Annotated in this window: 21 protein-coding genes; 15 read left to right on the forward strand and 6 right to left on the reverse strand. The window is 56.5% G+C overall.

All coding sequences use genetic code 11. The features are described 5' to 3' along the window. Positions 1–96 precede the first annotated feature (96 nt). Complete coding sequence (gene hmpA, locus BN4575_RS04955; RefSeq protein ID WP_068977375.1) at positions 97–1,290, reverse strand: NO-inducible flavohemoprotein; 1,194 nt, start codon at positions 1,288–1,290, stop codon at positions 97–99. Between the two features lie 111 nt (positions 1,291–1,401). Here hmpA and BN4575_RS04960 point away from each other — a divergent pair, with 111 nt between their 5' ends. Continuing rightward, entirely contained in the window at positions 1,402–1,872 is a 471-nt protein-coding gene (locus BN4575_RS04960; RefSeq protein ID WP_042059661.1) for an Rrf2 family transcriptional regulator, read from the forward strand. A 40-nt stretch (positions 1,873–1,912) separates the two neighbouring features. Here the strand turns inward: BN4575_RS04960 and BN4575_RS04965 are convergent, their stop codons facing one another. Both BN4575_RS04965 and BN4575_RS04970 read right to left on the reverse strand, forming a co-directional pair. Beyond that, positions 1,913–3,193 carry an HlyC/CorC family transporter gene (locus BN4575_RS04965; protein WP_068977376.1) on the reverse strand — a complete coding sequence of 427 codons (1,281 nt, stop codon included), beginning with the start codon at positions 3,191–3,193 and terminating at the stop codon, positions 1,913–1,915. 42 nt (positions 3,194–3,235) lie between these two features. Then, a complete protein-coding gene (locus BN4575_RS04970) occupies positions 3,236–4,024 on the reverse strand; it encodes a cytochrome C assembly family protein (RefSeq protein WP_068977377.1) in 789 nt (262 codons plus the stop codon). 202 nt (positions 4,025–4,226) lie between these two features. On the opposite strand from BN4575_RS04970, the gene ffh reads away from it, so the two are divergent. From ffh to rplS, 5 genes are all read left to right on the forward strand, one after another. Then, positions 4,227–5,603 carry a signal recognition particle protein gene (ffh, locus tag BN4575_RS04975; protein ID WP_042024260.1) on the forward strand — a complete coding sequence of 459 codons (1,377 nt, stop codon included), beginning with the start codon at positions 4,227–4,229 and terminating at the stop codon, positions 5,601–5,603. A gap of 178 nt (positions 5,604–5,781) precedes the next feature. Continuing rightward, a complete protein-coding gene (gene rpsP, locus BN4575_RS04980) occupies positions 5,782–6,030 on the forward strand; it encodes a 30S ribosomal protein S16 (RefSeq protein ID WP_021141082.1) in 249 nt (82 codons plus the stop codon). A gap of 24 nt (positions 6,031–6,054) precedes the next feature. Next, complete coding sequence (rimM, locus tag BN4575_RS04985) at positions 6,055–6,576, forward strand: ribosome maturation factor RimM (protein WP_042024262.1); 522 nt, start codon at positions 6,055–6,057, stop codon at positions 6,574–6,576. Between the two features lie 34 nt (positions 6,577–6,610). Further along, the gene (gene trmD, locus BN4575_RS04990) at positions 6,611–7,360 is read left to right on the forward strand and encodes a tRNA (guanosine(37)-N1)-methyltransferase TrmD (protein WP_005340400.1); all 750 of its coding nucleotides are present in this window, start codon (positions 6,611–6,613) and stop codon (positions 7,358–7,360) included. Between the two features lie 32 nt (positions 7,361–7,392). Further along, positions 7,393–7,740: a 50S ribosomal protein L19 gene (gene rplS, locus BN4575_RS04995; RefSeq protein WP_005313505.1), complete on the forward strand. Its 348-nt coding sequence runs from the start codon at positions 7,393–7,395 to the stop codon at positions 7,738–7,740. 104 nt (positions 7,741–7,844) lie between these two features. Here the strand turns inward: rplS and BN4575_RS05000 are convergent, their stop codons facing one another. Continuing rightward, positions 7,845–8,168 (reverse strand): isoamylase early set domain-containing protein, encoded by a 324-nt coding sequence (locus BN4575_RS05000; protein ID WP_033135513.1) that lies wholly within the window; start codon positions 8,166–8,168, stop codon positions 7,845–7,847. A gap of 80 nt (positions 8,169–8,248) precedes the next feature. Then, a complete protein-coding gene (gene mutH, locus BN4575_RS05005) occupies positions 8,249–8,923 on the reverse strand; it encodes a DNA mismatch repair endonuclease MutH (protein ID WP_068977378.1) in 675 nt (224 codons plus the stop codon). 733 nt (positions 8,924–9,656) lie between these two features. Between mutH and rppH the strand changes: the two genes are divergently transcribed. The 8 genes from rppH to BN4575_RS05045 all read left to right on the forward strand — a co-directional run bounded on the left by rppH (position 9,657) and on the right by BN4575_RS05045 (position 17,255). Then, positions 9,657–10,184 carry an RNA pyrophosphohydrolase gene (gene rppH / locus BN4575_RS05010; RefSeq protein WP_042024265.1) on the forward strand — a complete coding sequence of 176 codons (528 nt, stop codon included), beginning with the start codon at positions 9,657–9,659 and terminating at the stop codon, positions 10,182–10,184. Positions 10,185–10,197: 13 nt separating this feature from the next. Continuing rightward, a complete protein-coding gene (gene ptsP, locus BN4575_RS05015; protein ID WP_068977379.1) occupies positions 10,198–12,477 on the forward strand; it encodes a phosphoenolpyruvate--protein phosphotransferase in 2,280 nt (759 codons plus the stop codon). 67 nt (positions 12,478–12,544) lie between these two features. Further along, a complete protein-coding gene (gene lgt, locus BN4575_RS05020; RefSeq protein ID WP_068977380.1) occupies positions 12,545–13,369 on the forward strand; it encodes a prolipoprotein diacylglyceryl transferase in 825 nt (274 codons plus the stop codon). Then, positions 13,369–14,163, forward strand: coding sequence for a thymidylate synthase (gene thyA, locus BN4575_RS05025; RefSeq protein WP_068977381.1), 795 nt, complete (start codon positions 13,369–13,371; stop codon positions 14,161–14,163). Before lgt ends, thyA begins: the two co-directional genes overlap by 1 nt. Before the next feature lie 224 nt (positions 14,164–14,387). Further along, positions 14,388–15,578, forward strand: a complete 1,191-nt coding sequence (gene nhaA / locus BN4575_RS05030) for a Na+/H+ antiporter NhaA (protein WP_068977382.1) — start codon at positions 14,388–14,390, stop codon at positions 15,576–15,578. After that, positions 15,575–15,982 (forward strand): hypothetical protein, encoded by a 408-nt coding sequence (locus BN4575_RS05035; protein ID WP_068977383.1) that lies wholly within the window; start codon positions 15,575–15,577, stop codon positions 15,980–15,982. The genes nhaA and BN4575_RS05035 overlap by 4 nt, the downstream gene beginning before the upstream one ends. Next, a complete protein-coding gene (gene nhaR / locus BN4575_RS05040; RefSeq protein ID WP_042024276.1) occupies positions 15,969–16,901 on the forward strand; it encodes a transcriptional activator NhaR in 933 nt (310 codons plus the stop codon). The genes BN4575_RS05035 and nhaR overlap by 14 nt, the downstream gene beginning before the upstream one ends. A gap of 51 nt (positions 16,902–16,952) precedes the next feature. After that, complete coding sequence (locus BN4575_RS05045) at positions 16,953–17,255, forward strand: ArsR/SmtB family transcription factor (protein ID WP_068977384.1); 303 nt, start codon at positions 16,953–16,955, stop codon at positions 17,253–17,255. A gap of 49 nt (positions 17,256–17,304) precedes the next feature. On the opposite strand, the gene rpsT is transcribed toward BN4575_RS05045, so the two are convergent. After that, a complete protein-coding gene (rpsT, locus tag BN4575_RS05050; RefSeq protein WP_005892298.1) occupies positions 17,305–17,568 on the reverse strand; it encodes a 30S ribosomal protein S20 in 264 nt (87 codons plus the stop codon). A 191-nt stretch (positions 17,569–17,759) separates the two neighbouring features. Here rpsT and murJ point away from each other — a divergent pair, with 191 nt between their 5' ends. After that, positions 17,760–19,322 carry a murein biosynthesis integral membrane protein MurJ gene (gene murJ / locus BN4575_RS05055; protein WP_068977385.1) on the forward strand — a complete coding sequence of 521 codons (1,563 nt, stop codon included), beginning with the start codon at positions 17,760–17,762 and terminating at the stop codon, positions 19,320–19,322. The last annotated feature ends 93 nt before the right edge of the window (positions 19,323–19,415 follow it).

The following is a 19,415-nucleotide window of genomic DNA, read 5'->3' on the forward strand; positions in this document are numbered from 1 at the left end:
AAAAAAATGACCCACAGATCTGCATCTGTGGGTCCGGCTCCAGCCGCCGTGCCATGACAGGCCGCAACCTCCCTCTGTTATATGGCCGCCTGCGTTTTAGAGATCTTGATGGGGGCCAAAAACTTCGTAATGAAGCTGCCCGGCAGGCACCCCCGCCGCCAGCAACTGCCGCTTGATCTCCTGCATGAAGCCGACCGGGCCACAGAAGTAGTAGTGGGATTGCGGCGTGATGCGCTCCTTCACTGCGGTCAGATCCATGGTGCCAGCAAGGTCGTAATCTTCGCCCAGTACGTCACTGGCTTCCGGCTCCCGATACCAGACCCGGCTCAGCAAGTCGGGATGCTGGCGGGATTTTTGCTGAATATCTTCCCGAAAGGCGTGCACCGCGCCCTGCTCGCAGGCGTGCAGCCAAGTGAGGTCGGCCTGATGGCCATTCGCCAGCAGCTGGTTGAGCATGCTCATCATGGGAGTGAGGCCGACCCCGGCGGAGAGCAGCACGACCGGGGTCTGGCTGTTGGCTTTCAGGTAGAAATCGCCAGTGGGGGGCATCACCTCGATTTTGTCGCCCGCCTGCAGGTGGTCGTGCAGCAGGTTGGAGACCTGACCCTGCGACTCGCGCTTGACGCTGATGCGATAGTCGCGGCCGTTCGGTGCATCCGAGAGTGAATACTGGCGGATCTCCTGGTATTCGAGCTCGGGGTGCACCAGCTTGATGCTGAGGTATTGGCCCGGTTTGAAGGCCAGTACCGGCTTGCCATTTTCCGGCACCAGCAGGAAGGAGGTGATGAGGGCGCTCTCGGCCCGTTTCTCCTTGATGATGAAGGTGCGGGTACCTTGCCAGCCACCATCCTGATTGGCCTTCTCCTGATAGATCTCCCGCTCGCGGCCGATGAAGATGTCGGCCAGCACGCCATATGCCTTGCCCCATGCCTCCAGCACCTCATCGGTGACCGCACTTCCGCCCAATTCTTTGAGCGTGGCCAAGAGATGACTACCTACAATGTGATATTGTTCCGGCTGGATCAGGAATCCGGTATGTTTGTGCGCAATCCGCTCGACCGCACCGGCAAGCGCCCCCAGATTGTCGATATTCTTGGCATACGCAGCGACCGCATTGAACAGGGCCAGCGGCTGGCCGCCACTGCGTTGATGGGCCAGGTTGAAGATATCTTTCAGCTCCGGGTTATGGCTGAACATCCGTTGGTAGAAGTGCTGGGTGAGGGCAGGACCTGCCGATTCGAGCAGCGGAATAGTGCTTTTGATGACGGCAACTGTGGTTTGATCTAGCATAGGGGCCTCGTTCTAATTGAACATATAAAATGTCATTTAATAAGTGGCATCCTAGATGTTTATTTGATTTGAATCAATACTCCACTTTTCGCATCGCGCTAATCAGGTTTTATGAGACTAACCAGTTATACAGATTTCGGATTGAGAGCCCTGCTCTATCTTGCCACCCTGCCGGAAGGGGAGTTGTCGAGCGTTGCCAAGGTCTCTGCCTTATATGGCGTTTCCCGCAACCACATGGTGAAGGTAGTCAATCAGCTGGTGAAGCTGGGCTATCTGCAATCCCAGCGGGGCAAGAATGGTGGTATTCGCATGGCTTGCGATCCGGCGACCATCAATATCGGGCAGGTTATCCGGGCGCTGGAAGGCAATCTGGACGGGATCGACTGCGGCTCGCCCGTCTGCCATATCGTCTCGGTCTGTTTGCTCAAGAGTGCGCTGCGAGAGGCGATGGATGCATTTCTGGCGGTGATGGACAGCTATACGCTGCAAGATCTGCTAGCCAACCGTGACGAGCTGCAACGGGTCTTTGGCGAGTTGATCCCGACGCTGGTGCTGGAGCCGGATGATGAAGATGAACAATGACGATAAGCAATAGAAAAGGGCTGCCACTGGCAGCCCTTTTTCAATCTTGTGAATCCGACTCCGCCCGGTATGATGCCGGCATGATCCGCGCCATCTTCACCATGTTGTTCTCCACATCGAGGATTTCGATAGGATAACCCGCCAGCCGGATCCCGATGTTGGGCTGGGGGATCTCCTCCAGATATTCGAGGATCAGACCGTTGAGGGTGCGCGGGCCGTCGATGGGCAGGTGCCAGTTCATCTCCTTGTTCAGCTCGCGCACGCTGGCCGAGCCTTCCACCAGAAACGTGCCATCCGGCTGGGGATGGATCTCGTCGCTGGGTGCTGGTGTCATGGAGGTAGTGAAGTCACCCACAATCTCTTCCAATATGTCATCTAGGGTGATCAAGCCCTGAATATCGCCATATTCATCGACAATCAGGCCGATCCGCTCCTTGTTGCGCTGGAACTTGGCCAGTTGCACGTTGAGGGGCGTCCCTTCCGGGATGAAATAAATTTCGTCCACTTCCCGTAACAGACTCGATTTGTTGAACTGATCCCTCGCCATCAGCCGCAGGGCATCGCGAGCATGCAAAAAGCCGACAACGTCGTCGATGTTGTCGCGATAGAGCAGGATCTTGGTGTGGGCGCAGTGAGCCAGCTGGCGCAGTATGGTTTTCCAGTCATCGTTGATGTCGATGGCGTAGATATCGCTGCGTGGCACCATGATGTCTTCGACCAGCATCTTGTCGAGATCCAGGATGCTGATCAGCATCTCCTGATGACGTTGCGGTATCAGGCTGCCCGCTTCGTTGACGATAGTGCGTAGCTCTTCGGTGTTGAGGGAGTCATTCTTGTTGGGGGTGATCTTCAGCATCTTGAGCAGACCGCTGGTGATACCGTTGATCAGCCAGACCAGCGGCGACAGTGGCACCATCAGACCTTTGAGGATCCAGGAGGCCGGATAGGCAATTTTTTCCGGATACATGGCTGCCAGCGTCTTGGGGGTCACTTCACCAAACACCAGTACCACCAGGGTCAGGCCGAAGGTGGCGATGGCGACCCCGAGATCACCAAACAGCCGGATACAGACGATGGTGGCGATGGCGGAAGCGAGAATGTTGACCAGATTGTTGCCGATCAGGATCAACCCCAGCAGGCGATCGGGGCGGGCCAGCATTTTCTCGACGCGGCGTGCGCCTTTATGTTTGGTTTGGGCTAAATGCCGGAGTTTGTAGCGGTTGATGGACATCAGGCCAGTTTCGGAACTGGAGAAGAAGGCGGATAAGAGGATCAAAATAACGAGAACAATCAGTAATGTGCTCGTTGAGATGCTGTCCAAAAAGGGCTCCTGTTGGATGGTGTGACGAAAATAAAGAGAGGGTCAGCTCAGTAGCACTTCTTTGACGAAGCGGCTGCCAAAGTAGGCGAGGGTAAGGATGAAGCTGCCAATGAGGCTCAGGGTGATCACTTTGCGGCCGCGCCAGCCATAGGTGTGATGGCCCCACAGCAGTAGCACGTAGACGCACCAGGCCAGGATCGAGAGCACCGTCTTGTGAGATTTGCCCTGGGCGAACATATCTTCAAGAAAGAAGAGTCCGGAGGCGATGGAGAGGGTCAGCAGCAGTACCCCGGCAGAGATCAGCTGGAACAGCCGTTTCTCCACTGTCATTAGCGGCGGCATGGCTGGCAGGTTGCTGATTTTTCTCGATTTAAGCTGTTTGTTCAGGCAGGCAAGCTGCAATGCAAACAGACAGGCGATCATCAATACCGAGTAGGCCATCAAAGCGAGGCCGATATGCAGTAGCAGCTGGGGATGAGCCTCAAGATGGGTGATGTAACGCCCCGGGATCAGGGCACTGGCGGCCAGCAGCAGGGCCGAGAAACTGTATACCACCGGCAGCAGTATCCAGCCGTTGAAGCGGCGAGTGATACAGCTCATGAAACAACTGATGATCAGACTCACCAGCGAGGCAACGTTAAGCATGCTCAGGTTTTGGCCAGTCCCTTGCAGGATTTCTGAACCCAGGGCGCTGGCATGGGCGATCAGGGCCAATCCGATACAGGCAAACAGGGAGCGCTGTCCCACCGGCTTGGCGCTCAGTAACAGATGCAGGGAGGCGATGATGGCCAGCAGATAGAACGCCAGGGCCAGAACAGAGATTACGATCATAACCAGGTCGTTGTTACACAAGCTTTTGAGGGTAAGAGGGGCAGTATACCTTGCACATGAAGTGCTCGCCAGTTGTGCAACGGCCGATCTGCCCATATATAGGGAGAAGGTCCCTATTGCTGCCGTGCGGTGAATAATCGTCCTCGCGCCCGCTCTGGGTTATAATGCCCCCAATTTATTACGCCAAGAACCGGAATCCGTCATGTTTGAGAATTTGACTGAACGACTCTCGCGCACCTTGCGCAATGTCAGTGGCCGTGGTCGCCTGACCGAAGACAACATCAAGGAAACCCTGCGCGAAGTCCGCATGGCGCTGCTCGAGGCGGATGTCGCCCTGCCGGTAGTGCGTGATTTCGTGGCGCGTGTCAAAGAGCGCGCCGTCGGGCAGGAAGTGGCCAAATCTCTGAGCCCGGGCCAGGCATTCATCAAGATTGTGCATGGTGAGCTGGTCACCGTGATGGGGGAGGCCAACGAGCAGCTCAACCTGGCTGCCCAGCCGCCCGCCATCATCCTGATGGCCGGTCTGCAAGGTGCCGGTAAGACCACCACGGTCGGCAAACTGGCCAAGTTGCTCAAAGAGCGCAGCAAGAAGAAGGTGCTGGTCGTCAGTGCCGACGTTTATCGCCCTGCGGCGATCAAACAGCTGGAGACCCTGGCCAGCGACATCGGCGTTGACTTCTTCCCGAGCGATGCCAGCCAGAAGCCGGTCGACATTGCCACTGCCGCCATCGATCAGGCGCGCAAGAAGTTCTATGACGTGGTGATCGTCGATACCGCCGGTCGTCTGCACGTCGACAGTGCGATGATGGCCGAGATCCAGCATCTGCACGCCACCATCAAGCCGGTCGAGACCCTGTTCGTGGTTGATGCCATGACCGGTCAGGATGCCGCCAACACCGCCAAGGCGTTCAACGAGGCACTGCCGCTCACCGGCGTGATCCTCACCAAAGCGGACGGTGATGCCCGTGGTGGTGCCGCCTTGTCGGTGCGCCACATCACCGGCAAGCCGGTCAAATTTATCGGTATGGGCGAGAAGACCGATGCGCTGGAGCCATTCCACCCTGATCGTCTCGCCTCCCGCATCCTCGGCATGGGCGATGTGCTGTCGCTGATTGAGGAAGTCGAGCGCAACGTTGATAAAGAGAAAGCCGCCAAGCTGGCCGACAAGGTCAAGAGTGGCAAGGGCTTTGATCTGGAGGACTTCCGCGAGCAGCTGGCCCAGATGCGCAACATGGGCGGCATGATGGGGATGCTCGACAAGCTGCCCGGCATGTCCGGCTTGCCGGATAACGTGAAAGATCAGATGGATGACAAGCTTACCGTGCGGATGGAAGCCATCATCAGCTCCATGACGCCCAAGGAGCGTGCTCATCCTGACCTTATCAAGGGGTCTCGCAAACGCCGTATCGCCGCAGGCTCCGGCATGCAGGTGCAGGACGTGAACAAGCTGCTCAAGCAGTTCACCGAGATGCAGCGCATGATGAAGAAGATGTCCGGCAAGGGCGGCATGCGCAAGATGATGAGTCAGATGAAGAACATGATGCCCCCGGGTTTCGGTGGCGGTCGCGGTCCGTTCTGATCCGGCCTGTAGGTTTATGGGGGGTCTGCGGTGGCAGGCCCTTTTTCATTGCTGTTCTGCGCAAAAAATGGCTGGCTTGGTTGCAATTATTACGAATCCAAGTAGAATTACGCGGCTTATTTTAAGCTAGGGTCCGCGTGTTTGCGGGCCTTGTTCATTAGATGTTAATGAGGACGATATGGTAACCATTCGTTTACAACGTGGTGGCGCGAAAAAGCGTCCGTTTTACCAGGTAGTAGTTTCTGACAGCCGTTGCGCCCGTGACGGTCGCTTCATCGAGCGCGTTGGTTTCTTCAACCCGGTTGCTTCTGGTTCTGCCGAAAAGCTGAACCTGGACCTGGCTCGTATCGAGCATTGGGTTGCTACTGGTGCCGCTGTTTCTGACCGCGTTGCCAAGCTGATCAAAGACGCTGCTAAAGCTGCTTAATCAGCCAAACGGTAAGGAGTTAAGGTGGAAAAACCTATAGTTCTGGGCACCCTGGGTACCGTTTATGGCATCAAGGGTTGGCTTAAAGTGAACTCCTTCACCGATGTTGCCGAAGCGATTTTCGATTACAACCCCTGGCTGATTAGTCAGAACGGGGTGTGGCGTGAACTCAAGGTCTCGGCCTGGAAGCGTCACAACAAGGGTCTGATCTGCAAACTCGATGGTATCGATGTGCGCGAAGATGCCCTGGCATTGACCAATGTCGAGATTGGCGTACCCGCTGATCTATTGCCTGCGTTGCCTGAAGGTGAGTTCTACTGGCGTGACCTGATTGGTTGCTCCGTGATGACCACCAAGGGATACGACCTGGGCAAGGTGACCGAATTGATGGAAACCGGCTCCAACGATGTGTTGGTGGTTGAGGCCAATGTAAAAGATGCCTTTGGTGCAAAGGAGCGGTTGATTCCGTTCCTGGAAGAGCAGGTGATCAAGAATATTGATCTGACTGCTCGAACAATCGAAGTTGATTGGGATCCTGGTTTCTAGTTTCCCGCGCTAACACGGGTGCCGGAGGTTTCTTATGTGGATTGGGGTGATTAGCCTCTTCCCTGAAATGTTCCGAGCCATTACCGAGCACGGGGTAACGGGTCGGGCCGTCAAGAGTGGCCTGCTGCAGATTGAGTGCTGGAACCCCCGGGAGTTTACCCACGATAAACACCGTACGGTCGATGATCGTCCTTATGGTGGTGGGCCCGGTATGTTAATGATGGTTCAGCCGCTGCGTGACGCGATTCATGCAGCCAAGCAAGCGGCGGGAGACGGGGCGAAAGTCATCTATCTCTCCCCTCAGGGACGCAAGCTGACTCAAGCGGGCGTAACCGAGCTGGCGACGAATCAGAAACTGATTCTGGTAGCCGGTCGATACGAAGGTATCGATGAACGCGTGATACAAACCGAAGTCGACGAAGAGTGGTCTATCGGGGATTACGTGTTAAGTGGTGGCGAGTTGCCTGCCATGACCCTGATCGATGCGGTTTCGCGTTTGGTCCCCGGGGTCTTGGGTGATCAGGCCAGTGCCGAGCAGGACTCCTTCACGGATGGCTTGCTGGATCATCCCCACTACACTCGGCCAGAGGTGTTGGATGGATTGGCAGTGCCCGAGGCGCTGACAAGCGGCAATCACGAAGTGATTCGACGCTGGCGTCTCAAGCAATCGCTCGGACGAACCTGGCAAAGAAGGCCGGAACTTATTAACAACCTAGCTCTGACTGACGAGCAAGAATCACTTCTTGCCGAGTATGTCCGCGAAGTGCGTGACAGCGTTAAGTAGAGTTTTCAGTTTATCCTAGGTAAGGAAAGACAATGAGCAAGATTATTCAGCAGCTTGAACAAGAGCAACTGCGTACCGACATCCCGGCTTTTGCCCAGGGCGATACCGTACGTGTTCAAGTGCGTGTTAAAGAAGGTGGCAAAGAGCGTCTGCAGGCTTTCGAAGGCATCGTTATTGCCAAGCGTAACCGCGGTCTGCACTCTGCTTTCACCGTTCGCAAGATCTCCAACGGCGAAGGTGTTGAGCGTGTATTCCAGACTCACTCTCCGCTGATCCACAGTGTAGAACTGAAGCGTCGTGGTGATGTTCGCCGCGCCAAACTGTACTACCTGCGCAACCTGTCCGGTAAAGCTGCTCGTATCAAAGAGAAGCTCAACTAATTCGATTCGAATTAGTGTCGATATGTCGGCAAATAGCTCGACAGGTAGTGAAAAGGCTCGCCAATGGCGAGCCTTTTTTGTATCCGGTTCTTGGGTTCAGTCATCTATTGGATGACGCGTACCACCGAGTTGTCGCGCCCGAAGGGGCCTGGCACATAGTCATCCGCTTCCCAGTCATTTTCGTAGAGGGTTTCCCCTGCCGGTGTGATGAGCTGGTAGCAATATTCGAAGTAACCCGGGCCGTCGGTCGGCAGATTGAGGGTGGCTTTGAACTCGCCGCTCTTCATGCGTTTCAACTCGACCGGTTGCCACTGGGTGAACTCGCCGATCAGCATCACCTGCTCCGCGCCTGCGGCAGCCTCTTTCTCTACGGCAAAGGTCACCTTGACCTCGGGCTTGGACTTCAAAAACTGTTTGATCAGTGGCATGACGCCTCCTTGTCTGTGAGTTAAAAATGGCTCCTGACTATTTTTATACCACCATATGACAAAGATGTTGATAAGGCAGATCAAGTCGGCAAGGCAAAATAGCGTTGCAGCAGGCTGTGGGTGAAGTCGATCTTGAGATAAAAGCCCCGAGGCAGCGTCATGATGGGTTGACCGTTCCGGCCGATGGCGCGAGTCAGCGCCTTATTGTTGGCAGCCTTGGGGCGCAGCTGCATCACCTGGCCGTGGCGAGCGCTGATCTGCTCCACTTCTCCCAGTACTATCATGTCCATCAACTCCTCCCAATCCTGACGCAGTAGCCGATCCTCTTCTTCATTTGGGCTCCACATCAGCGGCATGCCTACCCGCCGCTCGCCAACCGGGATCTCGCGGCTGCCTTCCACCGGGATCCACAGTACCCGGGAGAGCTTGTTGCGCACGTTGGACTCCTCCCAGCATTGACCGCTGACACCGATCAGCGGTGCCACGCAGACGAAGGTGGTCTCCAGCGGTTTGCCCTGAGGATCGATGGGGATCGTCTTGAGCTCGATGCCGAGATCCGGAAAGTCCTGCTCCGGCCTGCTCCCTGCGCTGGCGCCTAGTTGCAGCTCGATCAACTGACCGACCCACCCCTTGTCACGACGCAGATCGTTGGGCACGGCGACGCCAGCTTCTGCGGCCAGTTGTGCCAACGTGAAGCCAGCCATGGCGTAGGCCCGGCTCAATAACTCCTGTTCGGATTGAGGATTGCTTGGCATGTTTGGCTCCATCTTGCTCGCCATAGTCTAACAGGGGAGGATCCTGAGATGGATCGCTGTTTTTATAACCGATCCAGAGTGGATAAGATCAAATACCGAGAATCTGGGGGTTGTTGGCTCATCACAATGATTTTAAAGGGTTTTATATATTTTATCGAGTGGCGATCCTGGCACTGCTTGAGCTCTAAATAGTTGTCCAAGGGTTTGTGCATGATGTTACACACAGTTATCCACAGAAATCTTGGATAAGTGGATGAAAGTGGGATGAGTCTCTGAGATGTTACAAAAAATTGTGAATGCAACCCCATTTTTACCCTGCTAACCGAGTAGATACTGTGCCACTCCTGTGGATAATTTGGTCGTGGTGGATCTTTGAACAGTTGAACTTGTTCACAATCAGGATCGTGGATCCTGCATGGATGAAGCGATGGATCAAACGCAGGTTTTTATAGTTTAAGTCTATGTATATTAATTGTTTTTTTGTATTTTCATTGTGTGGCGGAACAGGCTGGCGCTTTTTTGTTATCGTCAAGAAGTACTGTATATACCCGTTTGCTAACAGCTTTATGCACAGTCTGGGTGGGCAACTTGGGCGGGAGGATCGTTGAATTTGTTTATAACTATGTTTGAAATGGAAAGTTATTCATGAAACAGGGGATTCACTCCCTGTTTGCTGCCACGGAGTGAATGTGGAACAATCTCCTTATAGATTCAGCCTTTATAAGGTGATCACGTGATTGATGGCGACGGATTTCGTCCCAATGTCGGTATCGTGATCTGTAACCGTGAAGGACAAGTGTTGTGGGCTAAACGCTATGGGCAGCACTCCTGGCAGTTTCCGCAGGGGGGAGTTGATGATGGTGAAACGCCAGAGCAGGCCATGTATCGAGAGCTGTATGAGGAGATTGGCCTCAAGCCCGAAGATGTGACCATTTTGGCCACCAGTCGTAACTGGCTAAAGTATCGTTTACCCAAACGTCTTGTCCGCTGGGACAGTTCACCGGTCTGTATTGGCCAAAAGCAAAAATGGTTCCTGTTACAACTGGGTCAGGGCAGGGAGTCGCGGATCCAGTTCGGCTGTCATGGCCATCCCGAATTTGACGATTGGCGTTGGGTCAGCTTCTGGTACCCGGTACGCCAGGTCGTCTCGTTCAAGCGGGAGGTTTACCGTCGGGTCATGACAGAGTTTGTCCCGCTGGCGATGCCGGTGCCGGCAGTACAGGTCAACAAGAAGGATGGACGGCGTAACCGTCCTCGTTAAGGAGCACTATTAGTTGTTAACGGAGCTGAGACGTATCGTCGAGAGCATGGCCGAGGCTAACACCCTCGAGCAGGCTCTGCAGGCCCTGGTAAGCCAGACCCGGCAGGCCATGGCCGTAGACTGCTGCTCTGTGTACGTCTCGGAACCCGAGATGCGTCGCTATCGCTTGGCTGCCACCGACGGGTTGGCATCCTCTGCGGTTGATAAGGTGACCCTGCCATACGAGCAGGGCATCGTCGGATTAGTGGGCCAGCGAGAAGAGCTGATCAACCTGGCCGATGCTCCCGCTCACCCCAGTTTCAAATTCCTGCCCGATGTTGCCGAAGAGGCGTTCCGCTCCTTCCTTGGTGCCCCCATCATGCACCAGCGTCAGGTGGTCGGCATTCTGGTGGTCCAGCAGAAGGAGAGTCGCCGCTTCGATGAGGGTGAGGAGTCCTTCATGGTCACTCTGGCTGCCCAGCTGGCAGCGCGTATCGCTCAGGCGCAAGCTAAGGGGTGGCTGCAGAAGACCGACTGGAGCAAGCCGCTGCGTGGCATTGCCGGGGCCAGCGGTATTGCCATTGCCAAGGCCTGGGTGTGGCGGCCGCGCAAGGCGCTCTCGTCCATCACTCCGCGCAAGGATGAAGACCATGGGAACCAGCTGGCGCGGCTGGAGCTGGCTGTGGAGGAGGTTCGTCACGATCTGGAGAGTCTGGCGCTGCGTTTTCGCGAGAGTTACAGCCAGGATTCGGTGGCGATCTTCGACATCTACCTCCATCTGCTGAACGATCCCGGCTACATCAAGCCCATTCGCAACAAGGTGAGCAAGGAGCACTGGACTGCGGTCTCTGCGGTCAAGCTCATCAGCGATCGCTTGATCGAGCAGTTCAAGGGGATGAAGGACCCTTACCTGCAGGAGCGCTCCACTGACGTGAAGGATATCGCCCAGCGGCTGATCAGCCGACTGGTGCAGAACGAACCGGAACATATCGCCATCGGCGAACCGGTGGTGCTGGTTGCCGACGAGGTGACCGCCACTATTCTGGCAGAAGTACCTCGCGAGTATTTGACCGGGGTGGTATCGCTCAAGGGCGGCACTAACTCCCATGCCGCCATTTTAGCCCGCGCCATGGGGGTGGCCGCCATCATGGGTGTTGATCTGCCCCTTGGCGACATCGGCGGTCGTATGTTGGTGGTCGATGGCTACAGCGGCGATCTCTTCATCGAACCCAATCAGGTGATCCTGACCGAGTATCGCCAACTGCTCAATGAAGAGCGGGCGCTCGATACGCTGGTGCGCAGCGTCGATAACCTGCCATCCGAGACCGCCGATGGCACCAAGGTCTCTCTGCTGCTCAACGCCGGGCTCAGTGCCGATACCGAGATCTCCCTCAATCAGCTGGCGGACGGGGTCGGGCTCTATCGCACCGAGATCCCCTTTATGCTGCAGGAGAGCTTCCCTTCCGAGTGGGAGCAGACTGCCCGCTATCGCGGCATTCTGGAAACCTACCGCAACCGGCCGGTCTGCATGCGGACGCTGGATGTGGGGGGCGACAAGCCGCTACCCTATTTCCCCATCGTCGAGGAAAATCCCTTCCTTGGCTGGCGGGGGATCCGGATCACCCTGGATCACCCCGAACTGTTTCTGGTGCAGCTCAAGGCGATGCTGCGGGCCAGTGAAGGGCTGGACAATCTGGCCATCATGCTGCCGATGATCAGCAGCGTTAGCGAAATCAAAGCCTCCCGTCGTCTGCTGGATCAGGCGTGGCGGGAAGTATCGGAAGAGGCGGCCAGCCGCGATGCGGTGATCCGCTACCCCAGCCTCGGGGTGATGATCGAGGTGCCCTCAGCCCTCTTTATCTTGCCGGAGATGGCGCCGCTCATCGACTTCTGGTCGGTGGGCAGCAATGACCTGACCCAGTACCTGCTGGCGGTGGATCGCAACAATTCCCGGGTTGCCAACATCTACGATGCCTTCCACCCTGCGGTGATCCGTGCCCTGCAACAGCTGGTTGATGCCTCCCATCGCTACCAGAAGCCGGTGTCTGTCTGTGGTGAGCTGGCCGGTGATCCGGTCGGTGTACTGCTGCTGCTCGCCATGGGCTATCGCCGCTTCAGTATGAACACCCACAACATCGCCCGGATCAAGTACGTGCTGCGTCAATCCACCCTGAGCGAGCTGACCGAACTGATGGCCGATGGCCTCAAACATGACAATCCCCATGTGCTGCGCGGCCTGTTTGCCCGCTATCTGGAGGAGCATGGTTTGGGCGGTTTGCTGCGAGCCGGTCATAAATCGAAACAGAGTGATTGATAATCATGCCTTGTCCCTGCTGACGAATGATCGGAAAATGCGGCTTTTCTTATGACTGGGGCCGCTTATGCAGCACGATGGATATTGGGTTTTCTCGCAGATTGATCCCGTAGCATTCAGTTTGGGACCACTATCGGTACGCTGGTATGGTCTCATGTACCTGTTTGGTTTCGCTTTTGCCATGTGGCTAGCCGGCCGTCGCGCCGATGCACCGAACAGCGGCTGGACCCGCAACGAGGTGTCGGATCTGCTGTTCTACGGTTTCCTCGGGGTGATCCTCGGTGGCCGTGTCGGTTACGTGCTGTTCTACAACTTCGATCTCTTCCTCGCGGATCCCACCTACCTGTTCAAGATCTGGACCGGTGGCATGTCGTTCCACGGCGGCCTGATCGGGGTTATCACCGCGATGGTCTGGTTTGCCCACAAGACCAAGCGCCACTTCTTCACCGTGGCCGACTTTGTGGCGCCGCTCATTCCGTTTGGCCTCGGCGTTGGCCGGATCGGCAACTTCCTCAACGGCGAGTTGTGGGGCCGGGTCACCGATGTGCCTTGGGCCATCATCTTCCCGGAAGCCGGCCCCGAGCCGCGTCATCCCTCCCAGCTCTACCAGTTCGCACTGGAAGGGGTGGTACTGTTCATCATTCTCAACCTGTTCTGGCGCAAGAACCCGCCACGCGGCGCCATCTCCGGCATGTTCCTGCTGTTCTACGGCCTGTTCCGCTTCCTGGTGGAGTTTGTGCGCCAGCCGGACAGCCAGCTTGGTCTCTACTTCCAGGAGATCAGCATGGGCCAGATCCTCTCCACCCCGATGATTATCGCCGGTGCCCTGATGATTTGGGTCGCCTACAAGCGCCCGCAGTTGTTCGGTAATGCCATCAAGGAGGCGAAATAATGCGAGCTTATCTCGACCTGATGCAAAAGATCCTCGATGAGGGCACCGTCAAGTCCGACCGTACCGGCACCGGTACCGTCTCCCTGTTCGGCCATCAGATGCGCTTCAATCTGGCGGAAGGTTTCCCGCTGGTGACCACCAAGAAGTGCCACCTGCGCTCCATCATTCACGAGCTGCTGTGGTTCCTCAATGGCGATACCAATACCGCCTATCTGAAGGAAAACGGCGTCAGCATCTGGGATGAGTGGGCAGACGAGAATGGCGAGCTGGGGCCGGTTTACGGCGCTCAGTGGCGCTCCTGGCCTGCGGCCGACGGCTCTGTCATCGACCAGATCCAGAAAGCGGTGGATGACATCAAGCACAACCCGGATTCGCGCCGCATCATCGTCTCCGCCTGGAACGTGGGCGAGCTGGACAAGATGGCGCTGGCCCCATGCCACGCCTTCTTCCAGTTTTATGTGGCGGATGGCAAGCTCTCCTGCCAGCTCTACCAGCGCAGCTGTGATGTGTTCCTCGGCTTGCCGTTCAACATCGCCAGCTACGCCCTGCTGACCCACATGATGGCCCAGCAGTGCAATCTGGAAGTGGGTGACTTCGTCTGGACCGGCGGTGATGTGCACCTCTACTCCAACCACATGGAGCAGACTGCCCTGCAGCTCTCTCGCGAGCCGCGTCCGTTGCCGCAACTGGTGATAAAGCGCAAACCTGACTCCATCTTCGACTACAAGTTCGAGGATTTCGAGATCGAGGGTTATGACCCTCACCCCGGGATCAAGGCGCCCGTCGCCATCTGATAGCAAGGCGCCTCAGGGCGCCTTTTTTATGCAGCTGAATAATTGAAAATTCACTTTGTTGATTAATGAGAGGGTGGCCAGAGACGAGGCGAAAACCTGCCTATAGCAGGTATGTTCTGTTTTGCCTTCGGTTTTTTCGTTGTGTTGAGCAGCAAGAAACGATTTTCCATTGGTTGTTGCAGGATATAGACTCAAATCAAAGCAATGCGGTGGGAAATTTAACCATGAGTGACGTAATCAAAAAGTTCCTGAAGCTGGAGGCTGCCTCCGGAATTATTCTGATCATGGCGGCCATGCTGGCAATGATTTTAGCCAATACCGCGCTTGCTGGCGGGTATCAGGCGTTTCTCGACACGCCGGTGCAGGTGCGCATCGCAGCCCTCGACATCAACAAGCCGCTGCTGCTGTGGATCAACGATGGTTTTATGGCGATCTTCTTCCTGCTGGTTGGTCTGGAAGTGAAGCGTGAAATGCTGGAAGGGGCGCTCTCCACCCGGGTTCAGGCGACCTTCCCGGCCATCGCGGCGGTGGGCGGCATGCTGGCGCCGGCCTTGATCTACGCCTTTTTCAACTATTCGGACGACGTGGCGCGCGCTGGCTGGGCGATTCCGGCTGCGACCGACATCGCCTTTGCCCTCGGGGTGATGGCGCTGCTCGGCAAGCGGGTGCCGGTGAGCCTCAAGGTGTTCCTGCTGGCGCTGGCCATCATGGATGACCTCGGCGTCATCATCATCATCGCGCTGTTTTATACCCAGCAGCTGTCGCTGGAGGCGCTGGCCATCGGTATTCTGGCAACCCTCACCCTGCTTTGGATGAATCGCCGCGGTGAGGACAGGATCAGCCTCTACATGCTGGTCGGTCTGGTGCTTTGGGTGGCGGTGCTCAAGTCTGGCGTTCATGCGACCCTGGCCGGCGTAGTTGTGGGTTTCATGATCCCGCTTAAGGGCAAGCGCTATGCCTCGCCGCTCAAGCATCTGGAACATTCATTGCACCCCTGGAGCGCTTACCTGATCCTGCCGTTGTTCGCCTTCGCCAACGCAGGGGTCTCGCTGGACGGTATTGGTCTGTCTGCGCTGATGAGCCCGGTGCCGATGGGCATCATGCTGGGGCTGTGTATCGGCAAGCCGCTCGGGGTGTTCACCATCAGTTGGTTGGCCGTGAAGTTGGGTATTGCCCAATTGCCACGGGGGGTTAATTTCAAGCAGATTTTTGCGGTCAGTATCCTCTGTGGTATCGGGTTCACCATGTCGATGTTTATTGCGTCGCTGGCCTTTGAGCACGGCGGCCTGGACTACGGTAGCTACTCGCGGTTGGGGATACTGGTCGGTTCCACTGTCGCCGCTGTAGTGGGGTATCTGGCATTGCGGGCCTCGTTACCTAAAGGTGAAGGAGATCAGCGTTCGGAGGGATTATGAGAATACAGACCGGGTTGTTGATGTTGCTGCTGAGCCCCATGGCGCTGGCCGGCGGGCTGGAGGATTGCAAGCAGGACGCCGCCTCGGCGAACTGCTCTGCCTATCTGAATGGAGTGGTAGACAGTGCCCTGCTGCTGGGGGACAAGCAGGCCAAGGCGCGCTTTGGCGAGACCTTTTCCGAGCGGGCGTTGAGCAGTCGGGCTGGCGAGATGGTCAAACATTCCAACAAACGCTATTGCGCCGAGCGAATGCCGGACAAGGCACGCCTAAAGGCCAGCCTGATGGAGCAGTTTGGCGCGAACAAGGTTGACTCGGTCAGCGACATGTATGACATTCTGGCGGTTGAACTCAGCTGCTACCGGAGTCCGCGAACAGCGGGAACCCCATCGGATGTCACACCTTAACTACAACCATCTCTACTATTTTTGGATGACTCAGAAGAAGGGCTCCGTTACCCAGGCAGCGGAAGCCCTTTTTTTGACCCCGCAAACCGTCACCGGCCAGATCAAGCTGCTGGAGCAGCGGCTCGGTGGCAAGCTACTCAAACGTAAGGGGCGATCCCTCGAGGCGACCGAGCTCGGTCAGCTGGTGTTTCGCTATGCCGACAAGATGTTCAGCCTCTCCTACGAGATGCTCGATATCGTCAACTACCGCAAGGAGAGCCAGATCCTGTTCGACGTCGGCATCGCCGATGCCCTCTCCAAACGCCTTGCCAGCCGCGTGCTGCTCTCCGTTATCCCCAATGATGGCTCCATCCACCTGCGCTGCTTCGAATCGACTCACGAGCTGCTGCTGGAGCAGCTGAGCGAGCACAAGCTCGACATGATCCTCTCCGACTGTCCGGTGGACTCCAGCCAGCATGCGGGGCTGCTCTCCAAGCGATTGGGGGGCTGTGGCGTCAGCTTCTTCTGTAAGGCACCATTGCCCGAGAAGCCTTTTCCTGCCTGTCTGGAGGAGCGCAAACTGCTGATCCCCGGTCGCCGTACCGCCATGGGGCGCCAGTTGACCCAGTGGTTCGAGCAGCAGGGGGTGTCGCCCAGCATCCTCGGTGAGTTTGACGATGCGGCTTTGATGAAGGCCTTTGGTTTCTTCAATCAAGGGATTTTTATGGCTCCCACCATCTATCGGGAGGAGATCCTGGAAGGGGAAGGTGTCATGTTAATCGGTGAAACCCTGGATTTGATGGAAGAGTACTACGTTATCTTCGCTGAGCGGATGATCCAGCACCCGGCGGTTAAACGGGTGTGCGAGAGTGACTTTACCTTCCTGTTTGCCGGGCAGGAGAACTTCTCGACCATTCAGCCAACGACCCTGTCGTTTTAAAACGATGCGTCAGCACGTATCATTGACGATAAGCGGCAGAGGAGAGATGTGATGCAACTTGAAGAGATGGAGGCCAATGCGAGTCAAGCGGTGGCCTTGCTCAAGGCGCTGGCCAATGAACGGCGGCTGTTTATCTTGTGCCAATTGCTGGAGCGGGAGTTGTCGGTGGGGGAGCTCAACGAGCGGTTGGGATTGAGTCAGTCTGCCTTGTCACAGCATCTGGCATTGCTGCGGCGGGATGAGCTGGTGACGACGCGTAAAGAGGCCCAGACGGTCTACTATTCGCTGCGCAGCCATGAGGTGCGTGAGGTAATCAGTTTGCTGCATCGACTTTATTGCAGCGCAGATAAATAAAAAACCGGCACGAAGGCCGGTTTTTTTAGCGTAAGTCAGCCGAGGCTGATTAAGCCATAGCTTTGATCTGGGCAGACAGGCGGCTCTTGTGACGAGCAGCTTTGTTCTTGTGGATCAGGCCTTTAGTAGCCATGCGATCCATGATCGGCTGAGCGGTAGCAAAAGCAGCTACGGCAGCAGCTTTGTCGCCAGAAGCGATTGCAGCAATTACTTTCTTCAGATAGGTACGGGTCATTGAACGACGGCTGGCGTTGTGTTGACGACGTTTCTCTGACTGAATCGCGCGCTTCTTAGCAGATTTGATGTTAGCCAAGGTAAAACTCCTAAAACTGTCTTAGCGAGTGTATTGAAAAGGCCCGGAAATATGCCTTCTCAACCACATAATGTCAAATGATTTGTGCAAATAAACACCGCCTCCCGGTGGTGTGTCAGTTGGGAGGCGGTTAAACTGTCGGCCGATTCTAGCAGCATTCTTTTCATTCTGACAGTTCCAGAGGCCTCGTCTTGAGTAAGAAATTGATCAAATCCGGCATGATAGTGTCCGGAATGACCCTGGTGTCCCGTGTAATGGGCTTGGTTCGTGATGTTGTCATCGCCAATCTGCTCGGTGCAGGTGTGGCCGCCGATGTCTTCTTCTTTGCCAATCGCATCCCCAACTTTTTGCGCCGATTGTTCGCTGAAGGTGCTTTCAACCAGGCATTTGTCCCCGTGATGACGGAGTACAAGAAAAATGGCGACGAGCGCGAAGTGCGTGAATTGCTGGCCGCGGTGGCGGGTACGCTGGGGGGCATAGTGACGGTGGTCACCCTGCTCGGGGTGCTGGGTTCGGGTGTGCTGACCGCACTGTTTGGCTGGGGTTGGTTCTGGGACTGGCTGCATGGCGGGCCAGCGGCCGAGAAGTTCGAGCTGGCCAGCCTGATGCTCAAAATTACTTTCCCCTATCTCTGGTTCATCACCTTTACCGCCATGGCGGGGGCCATTCTCAACACTTTCGGCCGCTTCGGGGTCTCCTCGTTCACGCCGGTGTTTCTCAATCTCACCATGATTGCGGCAGCCTGGTGGATCGCGCCCCTGATGGATCGGCCAGAGATAGCCCTCGCCATCGGTGTCTTTCTGGGTGGTCTGGTGCAGTTCCTGTTCCAGTATCCCTTCCTGCGCCAGATCAACATGCTGGTATGGCCCAAGTGGGGCTGGCATCACCCCGGGGTGGTGAAAATTCGCACCCTGATGATCCCGGCGCTGTTTGGCGTCTCGGTCAGTCAGATCAACTTGCTGATCAACACCATGCTGGCTTCCTTCCTCGCCACCGGCGCCATCAGCTATCTCTATTACTCGGATCGCCTGCTGGAGTTTCCCCTCGGCCTGTTTGCGGTGGCGATCAGTACCGTGATCCTGCCTGCGCTGGCCAAGAAGCATGTGGATGCTGACCCGGCCGACTTCTCCCGCACCATGGATTGGGGCGTGCGGATGGTGATGTTGCTTGGATTGCCTGCCATGGTCGGCATCGCGGTGCTGCGCGAGCCCATTTTGCGGGTGCTGTTCATGCGCGGTGAGTTCGGCATGCATGAGGTTGCCATGTCCAGCGCCAGCTTGCTGGCGTCCACCACAGGTCTGCTCTCCCTGATGCTAATCAAGGTGCTGGCACCGGGCTATTACGCCCGTCAGGATACCCGAACGCCGGTGCGGATCGGGGTGATGTCGATGATCGCCAACATGGTGTGCAACATCGCATTCATCTTTCCGCTCGGTTATGTGGGGCTGGCGCTCTCGACCGCCTGCTCCGGTACCCTGAATGCGGCACTGCTATTCAAGGGGTTGTATCAGCAAGATGTTTACCGTCCTTCCCGCAATACCGGGGTGTTCTGTCTCAAGTTGCTGGTAGCGACGGTATTGATGGGGGGGCTGCTTGCCTATCTGTCGCCGGATCTCGCCCAGTGGGGGGCGTGGAGCATGGGCAAGGCCAGTTTGCAGCTGACCATGCTGCTGGTGCTGGGTGCTGGGCTCTATGCCGCTGTGCTGCTGGTGCTGGGGGTTAGACCACGACATCTTAAAGCTGGTCAGCAGTAGCGGTGGCCCTGGGGGCGATGCGGGAATGTGTCACTGGTGCGCGCGATTTGCTCCAGATAGCTGAAATAGGACCATGAGGGCTGACCCTGCCTG

The organism is Aeromonas sp. EERV15 (assembly GCF_900079845.1).
GTDB lineage: Bacteria > Pseudomonadota > Gammaproteobacteria > Enterobacterales > Aeromonadaceae > Aeromonas > Aeromonas sobria.